This is a genomic window from Rhodococcus sp. LMD (assembly GCF_056108245.1).
The window spans coordinates 3688249-3714938 of sequence record NZ_CM148557.1 but is presented as its reverse complement, the minus strand read 5'-3'; the positions used below and the strand labels follow the sequence as shown (position 1 = coordinate 3714938).

The 26690-nt window shown below is 71.5% G+C and carries 2 protein-coding genes (1 of these 2 running past the window's edge); both read left to right on the top strand.

Annotated elements, in window-relative coordinates:
* Positions 1-174: 174 nt before the first annotated feature.
* Positions 175-20991: a non-ribosomal peptide synthase/polyketide synthase gene (locus ACWPQI_RS16850; protein ID WP_474738402.1), complete on the top strand. Its 20817-nt coding sequence runs from the start codon at positions 175-177 to the stop codon at positions 20989-20991.
* 143 nt (positions 20992-21134) lie between these two features.
* Positions 21135-26690 carry the beginning of a non-ribosomal peptide synthase/polyketide synthase gene (locus tag ACWPQI_RS16845; RefSeq protein WP_474738401.1) on the top strand. 23988 nt of this gene lie beyond the right edge of the window, so only the first 5556 of its 29544 coding nucleotides appear in the window; its start codon is at positions 21135-21137; its stop codon lies off the right edge, out of view.

The following is a 26690-nucleotide window of genomic DNA, read 5'->3' as shown; positions in this document are numbered from 1 at the left end:
TCCGCGCCGACAGGCGGGGTGATCGTTGTCCCGGCGGGTCTCGCGGCGTTCGCGCCGTTGTCCGCCGTGTAACGCTCCTCCCCTGAACAGCAGATATACCTGAGCACGGTGCTCGCCCGGGTCACCGGGCGCGACGGTCGGGCCTGCGTCCGACGGTGAGAGAGAGGTTGGGGTTTGGACTCGCTGGGTGTCGGCGGATCGGGTGCGACGAACACGAACGCGGCGAACGTGCCGGACGGTGCCTTCCCCCTCTCTCCGGCACAGCTCGGGATGTGGTTCGCGCAACACGTCGACCCGTCGGTGCCCGCGAACATCGCCCAATACGTCGAGCTCGTCGGCGACCTCGACCGTGGCCTCCTGCTCGAGGCCAGCGCGCGTGCCGCGCTCGAGATGGGCTCCGGTTTCCTCCGGTTCCTCGAGGTCGACGCGCAGCCGTACCAGCTCGTCGATCCGACCCTCGACGCCTCCATCGGATACGTGGACCTGCGGGACGCGGACGATCCGCGCGAGGCCGCGATGGAGTGGATGCGCGCCGACCGCAGCACCCCGGTCGACGTGCTCAAGGACCGGCTGATCTCGGCCACCGTCCTGCAGATCGGCGAGCGCCGCTACTTCTGGTACAACCGCGTCCACCACCTCGCGCTCGACGGTTTCGGCGCCGCGACCTTCATGACCCGGATCGCGGAGCTCTACACCGCCGCCGTGGAGGGCGCCGAACCCAGCCCCAACAAGGCGTCGGACGTGCGCACCGTGTACGAGGCCGAGATCGCGTACCGGAACTCACCGCGGTTCGACACCGACCGCGAGTACTGGTCGACGATCGTCGACGGCATCGACGAACCCACCAGCCTGGCCGGCCGCCCCGCACCGCCGGCCCCCGTCAGCCGGATCGACAGCGCCGCGCTCGGCGCCCGCGTCGAGGAGCTCGTCGACCATTTCACCGAACGCGAGAACACCAGCCTCGCCACCGCGGTGATCGCCGCCTTCGCCGCCTACATGGCCCAGATGACCGGCCGCACCGACGTCGTGCTCAGCCTGCCCGTCGCCGCGCGGACCACCGCGGTACTGCGCCGGTCCGGCAGCATGGTCTCCAACGTGGTGCCGTTGCGCCTCGAGGTGGCCGCCGGCACCACCGTGCGACAGCTCGTCGCGTCGGCCACCGCCGCCGTCTCGGGAGCGCTGCGGCACCAGCGGTACCGCCACGAGGACATCGTCCGCGACGCCGGGAGTGCGGCCGGCGGCCGCTCGACGTTCTTCGGCCCGTGGGTCAACATCATGCTGTTCGACAACGAGGTCCGCCTCGGCGACATGGTCGGACGGATCAACATCCTGTCCACCGGTCTCATCGAGGACCTCGGGGTCAACGTCTACAAGAGCGGTGGCACGCGCACCCACATCGACTTCGAGTCCAACCCCAACCTGTACGGCGTGCAGGAGTCCCGGGCGCACCACGCCCGGTTCGTGGAGTTCTTCGACCGATTCGTCGCGGCCGATCCCGATCGGCGGGTATGGGACCTGCCCCTCGGAACCGGCGCCGAGACCGCCCGGGTGCTCACCGAGTGGAATCGCACCGAGCACCCCGTCGACCACCGCACGCTGCTCGCGGAGTTCGAGGAGCAGGTGGCACGCACACCCGACGCCACGGCCCTCGTGTACGAGGGCGAAAGCCTGACGTACGCGGAATTCGACGCCCGCGTGAACGCGCTCGCGCGGCTGCTCGTGGCGCGCGGCGTCGGACCGGAGTCCCTGGTCGGACTGTCGGTGCGGCGTTCGCTCGAACTGCTCGTCGGCATGTACGCGATCCTCGAGGCCGGCGGCGCCTGGGTGCCGATCGACCCGGATCACCCCGCGGACCGGACCGCCTACATTCTCGACACCGCCCGGCCCGTCTGCGTGGTCACGACCGCGCGTGACCAGGTGGATCTGCCCGCCGGCCTCGATGTGGTCGAGATCGACCGCATCGATCTCACCGGCCTGGACACGCGCCCGCTCACCGACGCCGACCGGCTCGGGCCGGTACGCCTCGACAGCACCGCCTACGTCATCTTCACCTCGGGCTCCACCGGGCGTCCCAAGGGTGTCGCGGTCACGCACCGGGCGATCGACAACCAGATCCGGTGGATGAACGACCAGTACGCGCTGTCGGCGTCCGACGTGTACCTGCAGAAGACCGCGACGACGTTCGACGTGTCGCTGTGGGGCTTCTTCATGCCACTGCGTGTGGGGGCGACCCTGGTGATCGCCACCCCCGACGGCCACCGCGACCCGATGTACGTGGCCGACCGGATCGCCGAACACGGGGTCACCGTCACCGACTTCGTGCCGTCGATGCTCACGGTGTTCGTCGCCAATGCCCGGCCCGGCTCGTGCGACACGCTGCGTCACGTGTTCGTGATCGGTGAGGCGCTGCCGGCCGAGACGGCGGCCGCGTTCGCCCAGCTGTGCCCCGCGCAGCTGCACAACCTCTACGGACCCACCGAGGCCGCGGTCTCGATCACCTACCATCGCGCCACGGCCGAGGACGTGACCACCGTCCCGATCGGCGTCCCCCAGTGGAACAGCCGCGTCTACGTCCTCGACCACCGGCTGCGGCCCGTGCCGCCCGGCAGGCCCGGCGAACTGTACCTCGCCGGGGTCCAGCTCGCGCGCGGCTACCTGCGCCGCCCCGACCTCACCGCCGACCGGTTCCTCGCCGATCCGTTCGGTGCCCCGGGCGACCGGATGTACCGCACCGGCGACCTCGTGTTGTGGTGCCTCGGCGCGGACGGTGCCGGATACCTCGACTACATCGGCCGGACCGACTTCCAGGTCAAGTTCCGGGGTCAGCGCATCGAGCTGGGCGAGATCGAGGCGGTCCTGCTCGCCGCCCCGGAGGTCTCGCAGGCCGTCGTGCTCGTGGTGCCGACGGCGACCGGCGACCAGCTCGTCGGCTACCTCGTCGCCGCCCCCGGCCACGCGATCGACACCGAGGCGCTGACCGAGGCGCTGGGCCGGGCGCTGCCGTCGTACATGGTTCCGGCGTCGCTGATGGTGCTCGACGCGTTCCCGCTCAACACCAGCGGCAAGCTCGACCGCAAGGCCCTGCCCGAGCCGGTGTTCAACAGCGCCCGCATGTTCCGGGCGCCGCGCACCGCCGCCGAACGGGTCGTGGCCGAGACGTTCTCCGAGGTCCTGGGAGTCGCCGAGGTCGGCCTCGACGACGATTTCTTCGAACTCGGCGGCAACTCGCTCGTCGCCACCCAGCTCGTGTCCCGGATCGGCTCCGCCATGGACACCCAGGTTCCGGTGCGGGTGCTGTTCGAGTCGTCCACCGTCGTGGGCCTCGCGGCCCGGGTGGCACGACAGTCCGGATCGGGTGCCCGCCGGCCGCTCGTCGCGGGCCCGCGGCCGGACGTGCTGCCCCTCTCGACGGCGCAGCAGCGGATCTGGTTTCTCAACCGATTCGACGCCGGCACCGCCGCCTACAACCTGCCCTTCACGGTGCGGCTGACCGGTCCGCTCGATCCGGCCGCCCTCGACGCCGCCTTCGGCGACGTCGTCTCCCGGCACGAGACGCTGCGGACCGTCTACCCGGCCGTCGACGGGGAACCGCAACAGGTGATCCTGCCGGTCGAACACGTCGACAGCCGGGTCCCCGTGCTCGACATCACCGCGTCCGAGCTGCACGACCGGGTCGTGGCCCTGGCACAGCGCGGGTTCGACGTCGCCGTCGACGTGCCGTTCCGGATCGCGCTGTACCGGCTGGCGGACGACGAGTTCGTCCTGGCGATGGTGTTGCACCACATCGCCGCCGACGGGTCGTCCTTCGATCCGCTCGTGCGCGACATCGTTGCCGCATACGCGGCGCGGGCGGCCGGCTCCGAACCCGGCTGGTCCGCGCTCCCGGTGCAGTACGCCGACTACGCGCTGTGGCAGCGCGACGTGCTCGGTCTCGAATCCGACCCGAACTCGATCTCCGCGCAGCAGATCGCCTACTGGACTCGGGAACTCGACGGCATCCCGGATCAGCTCGACCTGCCCGCGGATCGTCCCCGCCCGGCGGTCGCCACCTACCGCGGCGACAAGCGCCGGTTCGTGATCTCGGCCGAGACTCACCGTGGTCTCGTCGAGGTCGCCCGCTCGCACCACGCGTCGCTGTTCATGGTGATGCACTCCGCGTACGCCGTCCTCCTGTCGAGACTGAGCGGATCCGACGACATCGCCGTCGGCAGTGTCGTCGCCGGCCGTGGTGATCGTCTGCTCGACGACCTGATCGGCATGTTCGTCAACACGCTGGTGCTGCGTACCCGGGTCGATCCGGGTGCGCGCTTCGAGGAACTCCTCGACCGGGTCCGCGACTCCGATCTGAGCGCCTTCTCCAATGCGGACGTCCCGTTCGAGCGGCTCGTGGAGATCCTCAAGCCGCCCCGGTCCACGGCTCGGCACCCGTTGTTCCAGGCTGCGCTGGCGGTGGAATCTTCTGGAACGCGCGACATTTCGTTCTCCGGGGTGCGCGCCACCGCGGCCGAGTTCGACGTGCCGATCGCGAAGTTCGACCTGCAGCTGTGGCTCGTCGAGCGGACCGACGACGAGGGGCGCCCGGCCGGCGTCAATGCCGTGTTCGAGTACGCGACCGACCTGTTCGACGCCGACACCGTCGACGTCTTCGGGCAGCGTTTCGTGCGGATCCTCGAAGCGATCGTCGCCGATGCGGCCACGCCCGTCGGTGACATCGACCTCCTCGCGCCCGAGGAGGAGGCCCGGCTCGTCTCGGTCCGCGGCCCCGAACTCCATCGTGCGGAGCGACCGCTCGTCGAACTGCTCACGGCCGGAGTGGATCTCGCGCCCGATACGATCGCCGTCCGATGCGGCGAGTCGGCCCTGACGTACCGGGAGCTCGACGAGTGGTCCAACCGCCTCGCCCGCGTCCTCGTCGACAGCGGTGTCGGACCCGAGACGATTGTGGCCCTGGCCTTCCCGCGCTCCGCGGAGATGGTGCACTGCGTGTGGGCCGTCGCCAAGACCGGCGCCGCGTACGTGCCGATCGATCCCGCCCACCCGGTCGAACGCATCCGGCACATCGTCCGGGACTCCGGCGCCGTCCTCGGTCTGACCACCGCCGCGCACCTGCCGGAGCTGCCGGCGGACTTCGACTGGAACGCCCTCGATGCCGACGAGACCCGCGCGGCGATCGAACGGGCCTCGGCCGCGCCGCTCGGCGACGCCGACCGGCTCGCGCCGCTGCGCCTCGACCACGTCGCGTACATGATCTACACCTCGGGGTCGACGGGCCTGCCGAAGGGCGTCGCCGTGACCCACCACGGGCTCGCCGCGCTCGTGCAGGAGAGCGTCGAACTGTACGGCGTCACCGAGCGGTCACGGGTGTTGCACGTGTGCGCGCCCAGCTTCGACCCGTCGGTGCTCGAGTGGCTGATGGCCGGCTCCTCCGGCGCCGAACTCGTCGTGACACCCGCGAACGTGCTGGGTGGCACCGAACTGCACGACCTGATCGAGACGTACGGGGTGACCCATGCCGTCATCACCCCCGCCGTGCTCGGATCGGTCGACCCCCGCGATCTCGACACGCTGCGCGTCCTCAACGTCGGCGGCGACGTCTCCACCGCCGATCTGGTCGCCCGCTGGTCGCCCGGCCGCCGCTACTTCAACGCGTACGGCCCGACCGAAACCACGATCGTCACCACCCGCGGCGAACTGCACCCGGGCGAGCCCATCACCATCGGCACCCCCGTGGCCGGGGTCGGTGCCCTCGTGCTCGACGCGCGGCTGCACCCCGTTCCGGTCGGCGTGTCCGGGGAGCTGTACCTGACCGGGGACGCGCTCGCGCGTGGCTACCACCGGCGGCCCGCACTGACGGCGGACCGTTTCGTCGCCTCCCCGTTCGGCGCGCCGGGCGAGCGCATGTACCGCACCGGCGACGTCGTACGGTGGGACGACGAGGGCCGGCTGGTGTACGCCGGGCGGACCGACTTCCAGGTCAAGGTCCGCGGCTACCGTATCGAACTGGGGGAGATCGACGCCGCCTACCTCTCGCACCCCGCCGTCGACTTCGCCACCACGATCGGGCACGAAATGCCCTCGGGGCAGACCACTCTGGTCACCTACGTCCACGGCGAGGCGGGACTCGACAGCGAGGAGCTCACCGGGTACGTCGCCGGATTCCTGCCGTCCTACATGGTTCCCTCGGTCTGCGTCGTCCTCGACGCCGTCCCCCTCACCCCGAACGGCAAGGTGGACCGCAAGGCACTGCCCGAGCCGGTGTTCGAGGCGCGGGCCTTCCGCGCCCCCACCACGCCGATCGAGGAGATCGTCGCGGGCACATTCGAGAGCGTCCTCGGCATCGACCGGGTCGGGCTGGACGACGACTTCTTCGAGCTCGGTGGCAACTCGCTCGTCGCGACCCAGCTCGTGTCCAGGCTCGGTGCGGCCCTCGACACCCAGGTGCCCGTGCGTCTGCTGTTCGAGGCGTCGACCGTCGTCGCGCTGGCCGCGCGGGTCGAACACCGTGCCGGCGCCGGCCGCCGCATCCCGCTCGTGGCCCAGCCGCGCCCCGACCGGATCCCGCTGTCCCTGGCCCAACAGCGCATGTGGTTCCTGAACCGGTTCGAGCCCGAATCGGCCACCTACAACCTGCCCTTCGCGCTGCGACTGTCCGGTGAACTCGACATCACCGCGCTGCAGGTCGCCATCATGGACGTCATCGACCGGCACGAGTCGCTCCGAACCGTCTACCCCGAGGGGCCCGACGGGCCGATGCAGGTCGTCACGGACGCTGCCACGGCGGTGCCCAACCTGACGCCGACGTCGATCACGGAAGAGAACCTGCAGCAGGAGATCTCGGCGCTCGCGTCCACCGGGTTCGACGTGACCCGCGAGGTGCCCGTGCGGGCCCACCTGTTCGAGATCGACCCGACCGAGCACGTGCTGGCGATCGTCATGCACCACATCTCCGCCGACGGCTGGTCGATGGGACCGGTCGCACGTGACGTCATGGCCGCCTACGCCGCGCGCATCGAGTGGGAGCGTCCCGCGTGGCCGCCGCTGCCGGTGCAGTACGCGGACTACACACTGTGGCAGCACGAACTTCTCGGCTCCGAGAGCGACCCGGAGTCGCTGATCGCCGACCAGCTCGCCTACTGGCGCACCACCCTCGCCGGGCTGCCCGACCAGCTCGACCTGCCGTCGGACCGGCCGCGGCCGGCACGGCAGTCGTTCCGCGGCGGCACCGAGCGGTTCGTCGTGTCCGCCGAGGTCCATTCCGCGCTCGACGACGTCGCGCGCCGGCACGGCACCACGCTGTTCATGGTGGTGCACGCGGCGCTGTCGGTGCTGCTGGCGCGGTTGTCGGGGACCGACGACATCGCCGTCGGCACCCCGGTGGCCGGTCGCGGCGAGCAGGAACTCGACAACGTGGTCGGCATGTTCGTCAACACCCTGGTGCTGCGGACCCAGGTGGACCCGGACCAGCCGTTCACCGAGCAGCTCGCCCGCGCCCGGGAGGCCGCGCTCGGTGCGTTCGCGCACGCGGACGTGCCGTTCGAGCGGCTGGTGGAGGTGCTCAATCCCGCCCGGTCGACGGCGCGGCACCCGCTGTTCCAGGTCATGCTGGCCTTCCAGAATCTCGGGTCGACCCACGTGGAGCTGCCCCGGCTCGTCCTGGAGACACAAGCCATCGACACCTCGGTGGCCAAGTTCGACCTGCAGCTGACGCTGTCCGAGTCCACGGACGACGACGGCGGAGCCGACGGGCTCGTCGCCGAGATCACCTATGCGACGGATCTGTTCGATGCGTCGACGGTGGCGGGGTTCGCGGCGCGGTTCGTGCGGGTGCTCGAGGAGGTGGTGGCCGATCCGTCGGTGGCGGTGGGGGATCTGGAGATCCTCGAGCCGGGGGAGCGGTCGCGGGTGCTCGAGGTGTGGAACGACACGGGGCATGCGGTGCCGGCGGTGACGTTGGTGGGGTTGTTCGAGGAGCAGGTGCGGCGGTCGCCGCAGGCGCCGGCGGTGACGTTCGACGGTGTGTCGCTGACGTACGGGGAGTTCGCCGGGCGGGTGCGGCGGTTGGCGCGGCATCTGGTGTCGGTGGGGGTGGGGCCGGAGTCGCTGGTGGGGTTGGCGATGCGCCGGTCGATCGATCTGCTGGTGGGGATGTATGCGGTGGTGGAGGCCGGGGGCGGGTATGTGCCGCTGGATCCGGATCAGCCGGCCGAGCGCAACGGGTACATCCTCGAGGTGGCGGCGCCGGTGGTGGTGTTGACCACGACGCGGGACGGGTTCGTGGTGCCGGGGGAGAGCTCTGTCCGCACTCTGGTGCTCGACGAGTTGGATGTGTCGGGGTACTCGGGTGCGCCGGTGTCCGATGCGGAGCGGCGGGCGCCGCTGCGGGGGTCGAACACGGCGTATGTGATCTTCACGTCGGGGTCGACGGGGCGGCCGAAGGGGGTGGCGGTCTCGCATGCGGCGATCGTCAATCGTCTGGTGTGGATGCAGGGGCGGTACGGGCTGACCGGCGCGGATGTGGTGTTGCAGAAGACGCCGTTCACGTTCGATGTGTCGGTGTGGGAGTTCTTCTGGCCGTTGCAGGTGGGGGCGCGGTTGGTGGTCGCGGCCCCGGACGGGCACCGCGACCCGGGGTATCTCGCGGCGGTCATGCGCGCCGAGTCGGTGACCGTCGCGCACTTCGTGCCGTCGATGCTCGCCGTGTTCGTCGCCGAGTCCGCGGTCGGCGGGATCTCGTCGCTGCGGTACGTGTTCGCGTCCGGTGAGGCCCTCGCCGCCGCGGTCGCCGCCCGGGTGCGGTCGGTGCTGCCGGCGGTGGTTGTGCACAACCTGTACGGGCCGACCGAGGCCGCGGTGGATGTGACTTTCCACGAGGTGACCGACGCGGATGTGGTGTCGGTGCCGATCGGTGCGCCGGTGTGGAACACGGGTGTGTTCGTGCTCGACGGGCGGTTGCATCCGGTGCCGGTGGGGGTGCCGGGTGAGTTGTATCTGGCGGGTGTGCAGCTCGCGCGCGGGTACGTCGGCCGGTCGGATCTGACCGCGGATCGGTTCGTGGCGAACCCGTTCGGGGCGGCGGGGGAGCGGTTGTACCGCACCGGTGATCTGGTGACGTGGACCGCCGGTGGGGAGCTCGAGTACCTGGGCCGCACGGACTTCCAGGTCAAGCTGCGTGGTCTGCGCATCGAACTCGGCGAGATCGAGGCGGCGCTGCTGGAGGTTCCTGCGGTGGCGCAGGCGGTCGTGCTGGTCCGCGCCGAGCAGCTGGTGGCGTACGTGGTCACGACCGCCGGTGCCGTGTTCGACGAGGACGAGGCCCGGTCGGCGGTGGGGCACGTGCTGCCGTCGTACATGGTGCCGTCGGCGTTCGTGGTGCTCGCGGAGTTGCCGCTGAACGCGTCGGGCAAGCTGGACCGGAAGGCGTTGCCGGAGCCGGTGTTCGAGGTCAAGGCGTTTCGTGCCGCGACGACTCCGGTGGAGGAGATCGTGGCGAGTGTGTTCGCCGAGGTGCTCGGTCTCGAGCGGGTCGGTCTCGACGACGACTTCTTCGCGCTCGGCGGCAACTCGCTGATCGCCACGCAGGTGGTCTCGCGGATCGGGGCGGCGCTCGACGCGTCGGTGCCGCTGCGGGTGCTGTTCGAGAATTCGACCGTCGAGGCGTTGGCCGCCCGGATCGACGGTCACGACGGTCCGGCGCGACGTGCCCCGCTGGTTCCGCAACCCCGGCCCGAGCGGGTGCCGCTGTCGCTCGCCCAGCAGCGCATGTGGTTCCTCAACCGGTTCGATCCCGATTCGACGGCGAACAACATTCCCGTGGCCGTCCGCATGTCCGGCCGGCTCGACGTCCCGGCGCTCGAGGAAGCGGTGTGCGACGTCCTCGCCCGCCACGAATCCCTGCGCACCGTCTACCCCGACCTCGACGGGTACGGCTACCAGAAGGTGCTCGCGCCCTCCGAGGCCCGCGTCCCGCTCGAGGCCGTGCGCATCGACCCGGCGCAGCTGCCCGACGAACTGCGGACGCTGGCGGCCACGCACTTCGACGTGTCCACCGACGTCCCGATCGTCGTGCGGTTGCTGTGCCTGAGCCCCGAGGAGCACGTGCTCGTCGCGGTCATGCACCACATCGCCGGCGACGGCTTCTCGATGGGTCCCCTCACCCGCGACATCATGGTCGCCTACGCGGCCCGGTCGCTCGGCAACGAACCCGCCTGGGAGCCGCTCGAGATCCAGTACGCCGACTACACCCTGTGGCAGCGCGACGTGCTCGGCTCCGAGGACGATCCGGACTCGCTCGTCACCCGTCAGCTCGAATACTGGAAGCAGACGCTCGACGGCCTGCCGGACGGCCTCGACCTGCCGACCGACCGTCCACGGCCCGCGGTGGCGACGAATCGTGGTGCGACACACAGGCTCACACTCGACGAGTCGCTGCACGCTGCGCTCGGCCGGCTCGCCGGCGAACAGCGCGCGACGGTGTTCATGGTGGTTCACGCCGCCCTGGCGCTGCTGCTGGCCCGTCTCGGCACCTCCCGGGACATCGCCGTCGGCACCCCGGTGGCCGGCCGGGGGGAACGCTCGCTCGACAACCTGATCGGCATGTTCGTCAACACCCTGGTGCTGCGCACCGAGGTGGACACTGCCGACACCTTCGCCGAACTGCTCGCCCGGGTGCGCGAAGTCGACCTCGGGGCGTTCGCGCACGCCGAGGTGCCGTTCGAGCGCCTGGTGGACGTGCTCGCGCCGGAACGCACTCAGGCCCGGACCCCGTTGTTCCAGGTCATGCTGGCGTTCCAGAACATCGGCGACGTGGCCCTGGAACTACCGGGACTGTCGGTGGCGCAACTGCCGCTCGACGGCGGCGTGGCGAAGTTCGACCTCATGGTCACGATCCTCGAGGGTCAGGCGGCCGGCACCGACGCGGGTGCTCTCGCCGTCGAGATCTCCTACGCCACCGACCTGTTCGACGCCTCGACGATCGCCGCCGTGGGCGACCGGTTCGTCCGGCTGCTGCGGCTGGTGACCGAACGACCCGACGTGCCGGTCGGCGACCTGCCGATGCTGCCGGGGGCGGAACTCGGTGCGGTCGAGCAGCTTTCGCACGGCCCCCGTCGAGCGCTCGATTCCGACGCCACCCTGGTCGATCTCCTCGCCCGGCAGGCGGCCTGCACGCCCGACGCCGTGGCTGTGGAGTCGGCCGAGTCGACGTGGACGTACCGCGGGTTCGGCTCCCGTGTCAACGCCCTGGCGCGGTATCTCGTCGCGCACGGCGCGGGACCGGACACCGTCGTCGCGGTGGCCGCGAGCCGCTCCACGGAGATGCTCGTGGCGATCCACGCCGTCCTGGCCGCGGGGGCCGCCTACGTCCCGCTCGACCCGGACCAGCCGGCCGACCGGATCGCGTACGTCCTCGAATCCGCTTCGCCCGTAATGGTTCTCGCTCGCACCGGATCTGACCGTCTGCCGGGCGCGGGCACGGTGCCGATCGTGGCGCTCGACGAGGCCGACACCGCACCGTACGGCGACGCGCCCCTGACCGACGCCGACCGGCTCGCACCGCTGCGCCCGGATCATCTTGCGTACGTGCTCTACACGTCCGGCTCCACCGGCCGGCCGAAGGGTGTGGCCGTGCCGCACGCCGCCGTGGTCAACCAGCTGCTGTGGATGCAGGACCAGTTCGGCCCGGGCGCCGGCGACGTCCTGCTGCTCAAGACCCCCGCCACCTTCGACGCCTCGGTCTGGGAGATCTTCCTGCCGCCGCTCGTGGGCGCCCGGATCGTGGTCGGCGCACCCGACCTGCACCGCGACCCCGCCGCGATGGCGGCAGCGATCGCCCGGCACGCCGTCTCCCTGGCCCAGTTCGTGCCCGCCGTCCTCGACGCCGTGCTCGAACACCTCGACCGGGCGACCGCCGCGTCCCTGACCCAGGTCTTCTGCGGCGGCGAGAGCCTCCCGGCCGACACCGTCGCCCGGCTGCACGCACTGAGCGATGCACCCGTCCACAACCTGTACGGCCCGACCGAGACGACGATCCAGACCGTCCACCGGACGGCCGGACCCGGCGACACCGCAACGGTCCCGATCGGTACCCCGGTCTGGAACACCGGCGCGCTCGTGCTCGACGAACGGCTGCACCCCGTGCCGCTCGGCGTCGCCGGCGAGCTCTACCTCACCGGTCCCCAGCTGGCGCGGGGCTATCACGGCCGCCCGGATCTGACGGCCGAGCGATTCGTCGCCGACCCCTGGGCCAGCGGCGAGCGGATGTACCGCACCGGCGACCTGGTGCGGTGGACCGCCGCGGGCGAGCTCGACTACCTGGGCCGCACGGACCTGCAGGTCAAGTTGCGCGGCCTGCGTATCGAACTCGGCGAGGTCGAGTCGCAGCTGACCGCCCTCGACGAGGTGCGCCAGGCCGTCGCCGTGGTGCGCGAGGACCCGCGCTTCGGATCGCAACTGGTCGGCTACGTCGTTCCCGAGCCGGGCGTCGCGTTCGACCCCGCCCGGGCGAAGGACGCGCTGGCCACCACGCTGCCGTCCTACATGGTGCCGTCGGCCTTCGTCGCCCTGGAGGCGTTCCCGCTGAACGCCAGCGGCAAGATCGACCGGCGCGCTCTGCCGGCCCCGACCTTCGAAGCACGCACCTTCACCGCGCCGCGGACCCCGGTCGAGGAGATCGTCGCGGGCGTCTTCGCCCAGGTACTGGGTGTGCCGCGGGTCGGCCGCGACGACGACTTCTTCGATCTCGGCGGCAACTCCCTCGTCGCGACGCAGGTCGCGGCCCGCCTCAGCGACGCGCTCGACGCGTCGATCCCGGTGCGGGCACTGTTCGACGCCCCGACCGTCGAGGCTCTCGCGGTGCGGGCCGAGCAGGAGGCCGGCGCGGGTCGCCGCACCCCGCTGGCCCCGTACGAGCGGCCCGAGCGCATCCCACTGTCGCCGGCGCAGCAGCGCATGTGGTTCCTCAACCGATTCGACCCCGGGTCGGCGGTGAACAACGTCCCGATCGGCGTGCGTTTCACCGGCGCCCTCGACGTGCCCGCCCTGCGCGGGGCGATCCGGGACCTGACCGAGCGCCACGAGGTGCTGCGCACCGTCTACCCCGACGTGGACGGCACCGGCTACCAGCAGATCCTGCCGGAATCCCCGGTGCGGCTCGAGGTCGAGCAGATCGACGCGCAGGCCCTGCCGGACCGTGCCCGCGAACTCGTCACGCGCGGGTTCGACGTCACCACCGAGGTGCCCTTCCGTGCGGTGGTCTTCGAGCTGAGCCGAACCGAGCACGTGCTGCTGTTCGTCGCCCATCACATCGCCACGGACGGGTTCTCCCTGCGTCCGCTCGCCCGCGACGTGATGGTCGCCTACGCGGCCCGCACCCGCGGCGAGCTGCCCGGCTGGGCACCGCTCGAGATCCAGTACGCGGACTACGCCCTGTGGCAACGCGACGTGCTCGGCTCCGAGGACGAGCCGGGATCCGTGGCCGCCGAACAGGTGCAATTCTGGAAGCGCACGCTCGCCGGGCTGCCCGACCAGCTGGACCTGCCGTCCGATCGGGCCCGTCCCGAGCGGGCCTCCGGACACGGCCGCACCAGCCGCTTCCACGTCGACGAGGCGCTCCACGAACGTCTGCAGAACCTTGCGCACGAGAAGAACACGTCGCTGTTCATGGTCGTGCACGCGGCGCTCGCGGTGCTGCTGGCCCGGTTGTCCGCCACCGAGGACATCGCGATCGGCACCCCGGTCGCCGGCCGCGGCGAGGCCGCCCTCGACGACCTGGTCGGCATGTTCGTCAACACCCTCGTCCTGCGCACGGACGTGCAGGGCGCGCAGTCCTTCGCGGAACTGCTCAGCGCGGTGCGCGAGAGCGACCTCGACGCGTTCGCCCACGCGGACGTGCCGTTCGAACGGCTGGTGGAGATTCTCGACCCGGAGCGCTCCCAGGCTCGGCACCCGCTGTTCCAGGTGGTGCTGACCTTCCAGAACATCGGGCAGGCCGAGTTCGAACTCGACGGTCTCGCGCTCGAGGCTCTCGACTACGACCCGCCCACGGCGAAATTCGACCTGCAGTTCACCTTCTCGGAGCAGGTGGCCGAGGACGGTTCGGCGGCCGGCATCGCCGCCGCCGTCACCTACGCCACCGACCTGTTCGACGAGCTGCGCGTCGCCGCCTTCGCCGAGCAGCTGCTGCGGATCCTGCGGGCCGTGGCGGCGGATCCGTCGGTGGCGGTCGGCGACATCGAGATCGTCGACGAGTTCGAACGTGAACTCGTGGTCTCCCGGTGGAACTCGCTCGGCGACGACGTCGCCCCGGCGGACGTGACGCTGGTGGACATGTTCGAGGCGCGGGTCGCCGCCGCACCCGGCGACACCGCGGTGCGGTTCGGCGACGAGGCACTGACCTACGCGGAGTTCGCGTCCCGGGCGCGGCGACTGGCCCGGCATCTGATCTCGGTGGGCGTGGGCCCCGAGTCGCTCGTGGCGGTCGCGCTGCCGCGGTCGCTGGATCTGGTGGTCGCCCTCGTCGCGGTGCTCGAGGCCGGCGGCGGGTATCTGCCGGTGGACCCGAACTACCCGGCCGACCGGATCGAGTTCATGCTCAGCGACGCCGCACCGGCCGCGGTGCTCACCGCCTCCGGCACCGGGATCGAGGTGCCCACCGCGGTGCCGGTGGTCGAGCTCGACACCGTCGACCTCTCGGGGACGGACGACGCGCCGATCCGCGACGAGGAGCGCACCGCGCCGCTGGGCGCCGCGAACCTCGCGTACGTCATCTACACCTCGGGGTCCACGGGCCGGCCGAAGGGCGTGCTGATCCCGCACCGGAACGTGGTGCGGCTCATGGTGAACACCGAGTCGGTCTACGGGTTCGGCCCGTCGGATGTGTGGACGATGTTCCACTCGTACGCGTTCGACTTCTCGGTGTGGGAACTGTGGGGCCCCCTGCTGTACGGCGGCACCCTGGTGGTCGTGGACTGGTTCACCTCGCGCTCGCCCGAGGCGTTCCGCGAGTTGCTCGTGCGCGAACGGGTGACGGTGCTCAATCAGACACCGTCGGCGTTCTACCAGCTCGCCGAGGCCGACCGCACGGCCGGTGGCACGGAGGGCGACCTCGCTCTGCGGTACGTGATCTTCGGCGGTGAGGCCCTCGAGCCGCGCCGGCTGGCGGGCTGGTTCACCCGGCACGGGGACACCTCCCCGCGGCTGGTGAACATGTACGGCATCACCGAGACCACGGTGCACGTGTCGTACCGGGAGATCGGTGCGGAGCTGGCCGAGGCCGGTTCCGCGAGCATCGTGGGCGTGCCGATCGCGGGCCTGCGGGTCTACGTCCTCGACACCCGCCTCAACCCGGTTCCGGTGGGCGTGGCCGGTGAGATGTACGTCGGCGGCGGCCAGCTGGCCCGCGGCTACCTGGGCCGCCCGGACCTGTCCGCGGCCCGGTTCGTGGCCGACCCGTTCTCCGCCGACGGTGGATTGCTGTATCGCACCGGCGATGTCGCGCGCTGGGCGGTCTCGGGGGACCTCGAGTACCTCGGCCGCGCGGACGACCAGGTCAAGATCCGCGGCTTCCGGATCGAGCTCGGCGAGGTCGAGTCGGCCGTGCTGGCCCAGCCGACGGTCGGGCAGGCCGCGGTGATCGTGCGCGAGGACGCCCCCGGCGCGGCGCGCATCGTCGCGTACGTGGTGCCCGCCGACGGCGCGACCGTCGACGTCGAGGAACTGCGCGCCGGGGCGGGTGCGCTGGTGCCGGAGTACATGGTGCCGTCGGCGTTCGTGGTGATCGACGCGATCCCGTTGACCGTCAACGGCAAGCTCGACCGCCGGGCGCTGCCGGAACCGGTGTTCGAGACCCGGGTCTTCCGGGCGCCGTCGACGCCGGTCGAGGAGATCGTCGCGGGCACGTTCGCCGAGGTGCTCGGCGTCGAGCGGGTGGGCGCGGACGACGACTTCTTCGAGCTCGGCGGCAACTCGCTGATCGCGACGCAGGTCGTGTCACGGCTCGGGGCGGCGCTCGACACGCAGGTCCCGGTGCGGACGCTGTTCGAGGCCTCGACCGTCGCCGCGCTCGCGGCGCGGGTCGAGCAGGACGCCACCGGCGGCGCCCGGGTGCCGCTGACCGCGCGCACGCGTCCCGAACGCATCCCACTGTCGCCGGCGCAGCAGCGCATGTGGTTCCTCAACCGCTTCGACCCCGAGTCGACGGCGTACAACATCCCGATGGCCCTGCGCCTGACCGGCGACCTCGACGTCGACGCGCTGCGCGCCGCCGTCGCCGACCTGGTGGCCCGCCACGAGACCCTGCGGACCGTGTACCCGGAGACGAATTCCGGTCCGGTACAGGATATCCGGCCCGCCACCGCGGTCCCGGTCGACCTCGACCCGATCGACGTCCCGGCGGCCGAGCTGGAACCGCGCCTGCGCGAACTCGCCTCGACCGGCTTCGACGTCACCCGCGAGATCCCGCTGCGGATCGCGCTGCTGCGTCTCGCACCCACCGAGTACGTCCTGGTCACCGTGGTGCATCACATCGCCGCGGACGGCTCGTCGATGGTGCCGATGGTGCGCGACGTGATGACCGCGTACGCCGCCCGTTCCGCCGGCACCGAGCCGGCGTGGGCACCGCTCGAGCTGCAGTACGCGGACTACGCGCTGTGGCAGCGGGAGCTGCTCGGATCCGAGGACGATCCCGAGTCGCTCGCCGCCCGCCAGCTCGACCACTGGCGGACCGCGCTGGCCGATCTGCCGGATCAGCTGGACCTGCCCACGGACCGGCCGCGGCCCGTGCAGCAGTCGTTCCGCGGCGACCGGGTCGAGTTCGTCGTGGACGCGGACGTGCACGCCGCGTTGCGCGACCTCGCGCGCGCCCGCAACGCGACCGTGTTCATGGCGATGCATGCCGCGTTCGCGGCACTGCTCGCGCGCCTGTCCGGATCCGACGACATCGCGGTGGGCACGCCCATCGCGGGCCGCGGCGAGGCCGCCGTCGAGAACCTGATCGGCATGTTCGTCAACACGCTGGTCTTCCGCCTCTCCGTCGACGGAAACCGGTCGTTCGACGAACTGCTCGGGGCGGCACGGGAAACCGACCTGCAGGCGTTCGCACACGCGGACGTGCCCTTCGAGCGGCTCGTGGAGGTGCTCAACCCGGCCCGCTCCACCGCGCGGCACCCGCTGTTCCAGGTGGGCTTCTCGTTCCAGAACCAGCAGCGCACCGAACTGGAACTGGCGGGCCTGACCGTCGCCCCGATCGACCTCGAGGGCGGCACGTCGCAGTTCGACCTGCACCTGATCGTCAGCGACCGGTACGACGAGCAGGGCGCCCCGGCCGGGATGGACGCGATCCTGACCTTCGCCACCGACCTGTTCGACGAGTGCACCGCGCGTGCTGTGGCCGAGCGTTTCCGGCAGTTGCTCCGTGCACTGGTGCAGGCGCCGGACGTGCCGGTGGGCGAGCACCCCGTGCTGCTCGCGCGCGAAGAGCACGACGTCCTGGCGGCGTGGAACGACACCGCCCACGAGACCGGCGCGGCCGCAACGCTCGTCGACCTGTTCGACGAGCAGGTACGCCGGGACCCCGGCGCGGTCGCACTGGTGTACGAGGGTGCCGCCGTCACGTACGGCGAGTTCGACGCCCGCGTCAACCGTCTCGCCCGGCACCTGATCGCCCAGGGCGTGGGGCCGGAGGACCGGGTCGCGCTGATCGTGCGGCGTACGCCGGAACTCGTCGTCGGCATGTACGCGATCGCCAAGGCCGGCGGCGCGTACGTGCCCCTCGACCCGGACCAGCCGGCCGAGCGCAACGCGTACATCCTCGACACCGCGGCGCCCACGTGCGTGGTCACGGTCGCGGCGGACCGGATCGACGTGCCCGGCGTGCCGGTCGTCGAACTCGACCGCGTCGACCTCTCCGGTCTGCCGGACACGCCGGTGACCGGGGCCGAACGCCGCGCGCCGCTACGTTCGGCGAACACCGCGTACGTGATCTTCACGTCCGGATCGACCGGCCGGCCCAAGGGTGTGGCGGTTCCGCACTCCGCCGTCGTCAACCAGATGCTGTGGAAGCGGGACGCGTTCGCGCTCGGACCGGACGACGCGGTGCTGCTCAAGACCGTCGCCACGTTCGACCTGTCCGTGTGGGAGTTCTGGTCCGCGCTCACCTCCGGCGCGCGCCTGGTGATCGCGAGTGCCGACGGGCACCGCGACCCCGACTACCTGCTGCGGTTGCTGCGCGACGAGCGCGTCACCACCCTGCACGCGGTGCCGTCGATGCTGTCGATGCTCACGACCGCCGCGGGTGGGGAGGTCGCGTCGTCGCTGCGCCGCGTGCTCGCCATCGGCGAGGCGCTGCCGGCGGCCACCGCGCGGCAGTTCCGGGCGGACAACGCGGCGGCCCTGTTCAACCTGTACGGGCCGACCGAGGCCGCGGTGTCCGTCACCGTGCACGAGACGAGCGACGCCGACACCACGGTCGTGCCGATCGGTGTGCCCGAGTGGAACAGCCGCGTGTACGTGCTCGACGCGCGCCTGCGCCCGGTGCCGATCGGGGTGGCCGGCGAGCTGTACCTGGCCGGCGCGCAGCTGGCGCGCGGCTACCACGGTCGTCCCGACCTGACCGCCGACCGGTTCGTCGCCGACCCGTTCGGCGGCGGCCGGATGTACCGCACCGGCGACATCGTGCACTGGAACCGTGACGGCGAGCTGGTCTACCGCGACCGCGCCGACTTCCAGGTCAAGGTGCGCGGCTACCGCATCGAACTCGGGGAGATCGAATCGGTGCTGCGCGCCCGCGACGGGGTGCGCGACGTCGCCGTCCTCGTGCGCACCGACCCGCACGTCGGCGACCGGCTGGTGGCCTACGTGGTCCCGGCCGTCGGAGCCGACGCTGCCGGAGCGGACGCTGCCGGATTCGATGCGGCCGAGACGAAGACGGCACTGGCGCAGGCCCTTCCGTCGTACATGGTGCCGTCGGCGTTCGTCGTCCTCGAGGCGCTCCCGCTGAACACCAACGGCAAGCTCGACCGCCGGGCGCTGCCCGAGCCGGAGTTCGAGACCGGGCAGTTCCGGGCCCCCACCACCCCGGTGGAGGAGATCGTCGCCCGGATCCTCGCCGAGGTTCTCGGCATCGAACGCGCCGGCCTCGACGACGACTTCTTCGAACTCGGCGGCAACTCCCTGCTCGCGACGCAGCTGGCCTCCCGGCTCGGTGTCGCGCTCGACACCCGGGTGTCGGTGCGGACCGTGTTCGAGGCGTCGACCGTCGCGGCGCTGGCCGGCCGGATCCAGCCGTCCGTCGGCCGCGGTGCCCGGCCACCGCTGGTACCGCAGCCGAGGCCCGACCGGATTCCGCTGTCGCTCGCGCAGCAACGGATGTGGACCCTCAACCAGGTGGATCCCGGGTCCGGGGTCTACAACATCCCCGTCGCGGTGCGGCTGCGCGGCTCCCTCGACACCGAGGCCCTGCGCTCGGCGGTCGCCGACGTGATCGCCCGGCACGAGGTGCTGCGCACGGTGTACCCGGACACGGAGGACGGCCCGGTCCAGGTGGTGCTCCCGACGGCGCAGGCGCTGCCGGACCTGGCCCCGGTGCCGGTGTCGGAGAACGAGATCGTCGACCGGCTCACCGACGTCCTCGGTGCGGGCTTCGACGTGACGGCACCGACCCCGCCGGTGCGGGCACGGTTGTTCCGCGTCGCCGACGACGAGCACGTGCTCGCCCTGGTGGCGCACCACATCAGCGCCGACGGCTACTCGATGCGGCCCCTCGTGCGCGACGTGATGGTCGCCTACGCCGCCCGCGCCGAGGCGCAGATGCCCGGCTGGGCGGAGCTGCCGGTCCAGTACGCCGACTACACGCTGTGGCAGCAGCGGGTGCTCGGCAGCCCGGACGACCCCGACAGCGAGCTGTCCCGCCAGCTCGGGTACTGGACCGACGAGCTGACCGGCAGTCCCGAGCTGCTCGCGCTGCCGACGGATCGGCCGCGGCCGGCGCGGCAGTCCACCGAGGGCGACTCGGTGACGTTCACCATCGGGGAGGCGCTCGCGCAGCGCATCGAGAAGACCGCCCGCGAGCACAACGCGACGGTGTTCATGGTCGTGCACGCCGCCCTCGCGGTGCTCCTGTCGCGTCTGGCGTCCGCCGAGGACGTCGCGGTCGGAACTCCGACCGCCGGCCGCGCCGAGGAGGTGCTCGACGACCTGGTGGGCATGTTCGTCAACACGCTGGTGCTGCGCACCCGCGTGGCCGGCGGGGACACCTTCGCCGATCTGCTCGCCCAGGCGAAGGAGAAGGACCTCGCGGCGTTCGGCAACGCCGACGTGCCGTTCGAGCGGCTCGTCGACGCCGTCGGCCGCAGGCGGTCGAGCTCGTACACGCCGCTGTTCCAGGTGATGCTCACGTTCCAGAACATCGAGACCGGCACGCTGGAACTGCCCGGACTGGCGGTCACCCCGCTCGAGGTGGGCGCCCACCAGGCGAAGTTCGACCTGCAGTGCACCTTCGTCGAGCAGTTCGCGCCCGGCGGCGGCCTCGGGGGCCTCGAGGTGATCTTCACCTACGCGACCGCGCTGTTCGACCGGGAGACGGTCGAGCTGTTCGCCGAGCGGTTCACCCGCATCCTCGAGGCGGTGACGTCGGATCCGCAGATCCGGTTGCGGGCGATCGACATCCTCACCGAGGCCGAACGGGCCCGGCTGGCCGCGCCGCGCAAGCCGCGGACGGTGGCGGACCTGCCGGATCTGGTCGCCGCCGCCGCCGAGGCCGCCCCCGACGCGGTGGCGCTCAGCCACGAGGGCCGGGACGTCACCTTCGGGGAGTTCGCGCAGAAGCTGGCCGCGACGGCCACCGCGACGGGCGGGGCGCTGACCGCGGAGGCGCTCGTGCCTGTGGTGTTGAACACCCTCATCCCCGGCGTCCTGCCCGCGCTGGGTGCCGACGGGTTCGCCGAACTGGTCCGATCCGTGCTCGCCGCGGCCGACGAGATCACCGGTGGGGGGCTCTGACCTGGGCGCTTCGTTTGCTGTCGGTCCGACCGGGATAATCGAACATCGACTGTCGTCCGACCCCGTGGGCACCGGGTGCCACGGGGTCGGACGGAGCGCGCACGACAGTGCGCGACACGCAGAGGTATCGGAGGATGAAGTAGATGGCTGAAGGCATGTCGGGCAAGCAGGCGCTGACGATCGCAGACCTGCCCCGGTTGCTGGCCGGAGTCGTGGACCGCGAGCCCGACCGCGTCGCCCTCGCCCACGGTGACACGCAGCTGACCTACAGCCGGCTCCAGCAGGAGATCGCCACCCTCGACGCCGCGATGGGAGGCGTGCTCGGGATCGAGGCGCTGGTCCCCGTCGTGCTGTCCAACCTCGCGCCCGGGCTCCTCGCCGACGGTGGGCTGCCCGCCGTGCTCGACGGTCTCCTCGCCGACGCCGCCGCCGTCCTCGGTGACGCCGCCGTGGCCCCCGCCGGACCCGACCTCGGCACCCTCGTGGGCCGGTTCGACGCGCAGGTCGCGGCGACCCCCGACGCGGTCGCCCTCGAATTCGACGGCGAGACCCTGACCTACGCGGAGTTCGACGCCCGCGTCAACCGGCTCGCGCGGCACCTGATCGGGCTCGGCGTGGGCCCGGACACCCGCGTCGGCCTGTCGATGCGGCGATCCTTCGACCTGCTCGTCGGCATGTACGCCGTCGTCAAGGCCGGCGGCGCCTACGTGCCGCTGGATCCGGACCACCCCGCGGACCGCATCGCCTACGTCCTCGACATCGCCGAACCGGTCGCGGTGGTCACCACCGCCCGGGACCGCGTGGACCTGCCGGCCTCGGTACCCGTGGTCCTCGTCGACACCCTCGACCTCGCGGCCGTGTCCGCGGACCCGGTGCGCGACGACGAACGGCTCGGCTCCCTGACCGCCGACGATCTCGCGTACGTCATCTTCACCTCGGGCTCCACCGGCCGTCCGAAGGGCGTCGCCGTCGAGCACCGGGCCATCGTCGCCAACATCGCCTGGCGGCAGGCCGAGTACGGGCTGCGCGGCGACGACGTCGTGCTGCAGAAGACGCCCTTCACGTTCGACGTGTCGGTGTGGGAGTTCTTCTGGCCGCTGCAGGTGGGCGCGCGACTGTCGATCGCGCTGCCCGACGGTCACCGCGACCCCGCCTACCTGGCGCAGACCATGATCGAGCGCCGGGTCACCGTCGCCCACTTCGTCCCCTCCATGCTCGCGGTCTACCTCGCCGAGCCGACCGCCGCGGCCGTCACCTCGCTGCGGTACGTCTTCGCCTCGGGTGAGGCGCTGCCCGCGCAGACCGTCGCCCGGTTCCACGCGATCTCCACGGCCGGGCTGCACAACCTGTACGGCCCGACCGAGGCCGCGGTCGACGTCACCTACTACGAGACCCACGGCGACGACACCGTCGTCCCCATCGGTGCGGCCGTGGCCGACACCGATCTCTACGTGCTCGACGAGGGATTGCGGCCCGTTCCGCAGGGGGTCGAGGGAGAGCTGTACCTCGCGGGCATCCAGCTCGCACGCGGCTACCTGCGCCGGCCCGACCTGACGGCGGACCGCTTCGTCGCCGATCCGTTCGGTGCGCCGGGCGATCGCATGTACCGCACCGGTGACCTGGTCAAATGGAACACCGACGGTCTGATCGAGTACGTCGGGCGCACCGACTTCCAGGTCAAGCTGCGCGGCCTGCGCATCGAGCTCGGCGAGATCGAATCCGCCCTGCTCGACCACCCCGGGGTCCGGCAGGCGGTCGTCGTCGTGCACTCCGACGAGACGCTCGGCGATCACCTCGTCGGTTACCTCGTCACCGACGGTGAACCGGTCGACCGCACCGAGCTGGCTGCGGCCGTGCGCCGGCGGTTGCCGGACTACATGGTGCCGTCGCTGTTCGTGGAACTGACGGAGTTTCCCCTCAACGCGTCGGGCAAGCTCGACCGCGGAGCGCTGCCCGAGCCCGACTTCAGCGTTCTGGCAACCGAATACCGCGCACCGAGCACCCCCACCGAGGAAACGGTCGTCGCGGCGTTCGAGAGTGTGCTCGGCGTCGAGCGGCTCGGCGTCGACGACGACTTCTTCGCCCTGGGCGGCAACTCACTGAGCGCCACGCGCGTGGTGGCGCGGATCAACGCCGACCACAAGGTCCGCATCGACGTACGGGAGTTCTTCGACGCCCCGACCGCCGCGCAGCTCGCCACGCTCGTCGACGCGGCGATGGCCGCCGGCGACTCCCACCGGCCCCCGCTGGTGCCGCAGGTGCGGCCGGAACGGGTGCCGTTGTCGCTGGCGCAGCGGCGGATGTGGTTCCTCAACCGCCTCGATCCCGGCTCGGCGGTCAACAACATCACGGTCGTCCTGAGACTGTCCGGGGCGCTCGACGTCGACGCGCTCGGGGCGGCCGTGGCGGACGTGGTGACCCGGCACGAGGTGCTGCGCACCGTCTACCCCGAGACGGAGGGCGTCGGCTACCAGCAGGTGCTGCCCACCTCTGACGTGAACCCGGCGCTCACGCCGTCGGCGGTGAGCGAGTCCGAGATCGTGCCGACGGTCGCGGAGATCGTCTCGGCCGGATTCGACGTCACCACCGAGGTGCCCGTTCGCGTACGTCTGCTGCGGGTGTCGGACACCGAGCACGTGCTGGTGCTCGTGGTGCACCACATCGCCGCGGACGGATTCTCGATGGGTCCGCTCACGCGGGACGTCATGGTCGCCTACGACGCCCGGACCCGGCACGAGGCACCGGCGTGGGAGCCGTTGACCGTCCAGTACGCCGACTACGCCATCTGGCAGCGACAGGCCCTCGGCTCGGAGGACGACCCGCAGTCGGTCGTCACCCAGCAGATCGAGTACTGGACACGTCGGCTCGACGGCGTACCCGAGCGACTGGACCTGCCCACGGATCGGCCGCGGCCGGCGGTCGCCGGCAACCGTGCCGCGGTGCATGCCTTCACCGTCGGCGAATCGGTGCACCGGGGTCTCGTCCGGCTGGCACACGAGACCCGGACGACGCCGTTCATGGTGGTGCACGCCGCCCTGGCGGCGGTCCTCAGCCGCCTGTCGGGCTCGGCGGACGTCACCATCGGCACTCCGATCGCCGGTCGCGGCGAGCAGGAACTCGACGACCTGATCGGCATGTTCGTCAACACCCTCGTGCTGCGCACCGAGGTCGAGCCGGGGGAGCCCTTCACCCGGTTGCTGGCGCGCGTGCGCGAGTCCGACCTCGCCGCCTTCGGTCACGCGGACGTCCCGTTCGAACGGCTCGTGGAGGTACTCGATCCGGTCCGGTCGCAGTCCCATCACCCGCTGTTCCAGGTGATGCTCGCCTTCCAGAATCTCGAACAGACCAGCCTCGAACTGGGTGAGCTCGCGATCAGTCCCGTGACCGCGAACCGCGAACAGTCGCAGTACGATCTGTCGTTCATCTTCGCCGACACCGTGGACGAGAACGGCGAACCCGGTGGTCTCGCCTGCGACCTGCTCTACGCCACCGACCTGTTCGACGAGCCGACCGTCGCGACCCTCGTGCGCCGGTTGCTGCGGGTGCTCGAGACCGTCGCCACCGACCCGGCACGGGCCGTGGGCGACATGGCCCTCCTTTCGGCACCGGAGCGACAGGCACTGACGTCCGTGCACGGTGCCGCCGCGGAGGCCGGCGGCACCCTCGCCGAGATCCTCGCCCTCGCCGCGCGTCGCGACCCGGCGGCCGTGGCCCTGCGGTTCGACGGCCGGTCGGTGTCGTACGGGGATCTGGACGCGACGTCGTCGCGTCTGGCCCGGATGCTGATCTCCCGTGGTGTGGGACCGGAAGACCGCGTGGCCGTGGCCGTGCCCCGGTCGATCGAGTCCGTCACGGCGTTGTGGGCGGTGGTCAAGGCCGGTGCCGCGTTCGTCCCCGTGGACCCGACGTACCCGACCGAGCGGATCGCCTACATGCTCTCCGATTCCGGCGCGGTGCTCGGGATCGCCACAGCCGGAACCTTCGCTACGCTACCGGATTCCGTTCCGTGGCTCGTGCTCGAGGAAGCGATCGAGGCCGGCGCGGGACTGCCGGCGGGACCGGTGGCCGACGCCGAACGCGTGCGCTCCCTGCTTCCCGCACACCCGGCGTACGTCATCTACACCTCCGGCACGACGGGCACGCCGAAGGGCGTCGTGGTCGCGCATGCCGGAGTGGTGAACTTCTGCGCCGAACAGGTGGAGCGGTACGCGGTCACCGCCGACTCCCGCACGTTGCACTTCGCGTCGCCGAGCTTCGACGCCTCGGTGCTCGAACTGCTGCTGGCGTTCGGTGCGGGCGCGACGATGGTCGTCGCGCCGACCTCGGTGTACGGCGGCGCCGAGCTCGCCGGTCTGCTGGCCGGGGAGGCGGTCACCCATGCCTTCGTGACCCCCGCGGCCCTCGGCTCGGTGGATCCCGAGGGCCTCGACTGCGTCCGCGTGGTGATCACGGGCGGCGAGGCGTGCTCCCCGGGCCTGGTGGCACGCTGGGCGACGATCCTGCCCGACGGATCGCGCCGCGCGTTCTTCAACGCCTACGGTCCCACCGAGTCGACGGTGGCCTCGAACATCAGTGACGCCCTGCTACCCGGCGAACCGGTGGTGATGGGCGGCCCCGTCCGCGGAATGCGGGTACTCGTTCTCGACGACCGGTTGCAGCCGGTGCCCGTGGGTGTTCCGGGCGAGCTGTACCTGGCGGGAATTCAGGTGGCCCGTGGGTATCTGGGCCGGGCCGGGCTGACCGCCGAGCGATTCGTGGCCGATCCGTACGCCACCGACGGCAGCCGGATGTACCGGACCGGTGACGTGGTGCGGTGGTCCGGTTCCCCCGGGGACGAGACGACCGGGGTGGTCGAGTACGTCGGCCGGGCCGACGACCAGGTGAAGATCCGCGGTTTCCGGATCGAACTCGGTGAGATCGAAGCGGCTCTCGCGCGGTGCGCCGGCGTCGCCCAGGCGGTTGCGACGGTGCGCCGGGACGGGCAGCGGGGTGAGCAGCTCGTCGGCTACGTCGTTCCCGAGCCGGGCACCGAACTCGACGGCGCCGCCGTGAAGGACTCCGTGGCACAGTTCCTGACGAGCTACATGGTGCCGCACGCGGTCGTGGTCCTGAACTCGATCCCGCTGACGCCGGGCGGCAAGCTCGACCGGCGTGCACTGCCGGAACCGGAGCAGGAAGCCCGGGTCTTCCGGGCTCCGACGACCCCGGTCGAGGAGATCGTCGCGCGGGTCTTCGCCGACGTCCTCGGCGTGGAACGGGTCGGTCTGGACGACGACTTCTTCGAACTGGGCGGCAACTCGCTGGTCGCCACGCAGGTGATCTCCCGGCTCGCCGCCGCGCTCGGCACGGCGGTTCCGGTGCGGACCCTGTTCGAGGCTTCGGCGGTCGCCTCGCTCGCGGCCCGTCTCGAGCAGGCCGACTCCGCCGGCAGCCGGGTGCCGTTGGTGGCACGCCCGCGGCCCGAGCGGGTTCCGCTCTCGTTGGCGCAGCGCCGCATGTGGTTCCTGAACCGATTCGAACCGGACTCCGCGGTGAACAACATCCCGCTGGCCATCCGGTTGTCCGGGTTGCTGGACCGGCACGCCCTGCAGGTGGCGGTCGCCGATGTGCTCGCCCGGCACGAATCCCTGCGGACGGTGTATCCGGACGCCGACGGCGTGGCGTACCAGCAGGTGTTGCCGACCTCGCGGGTGATTCCG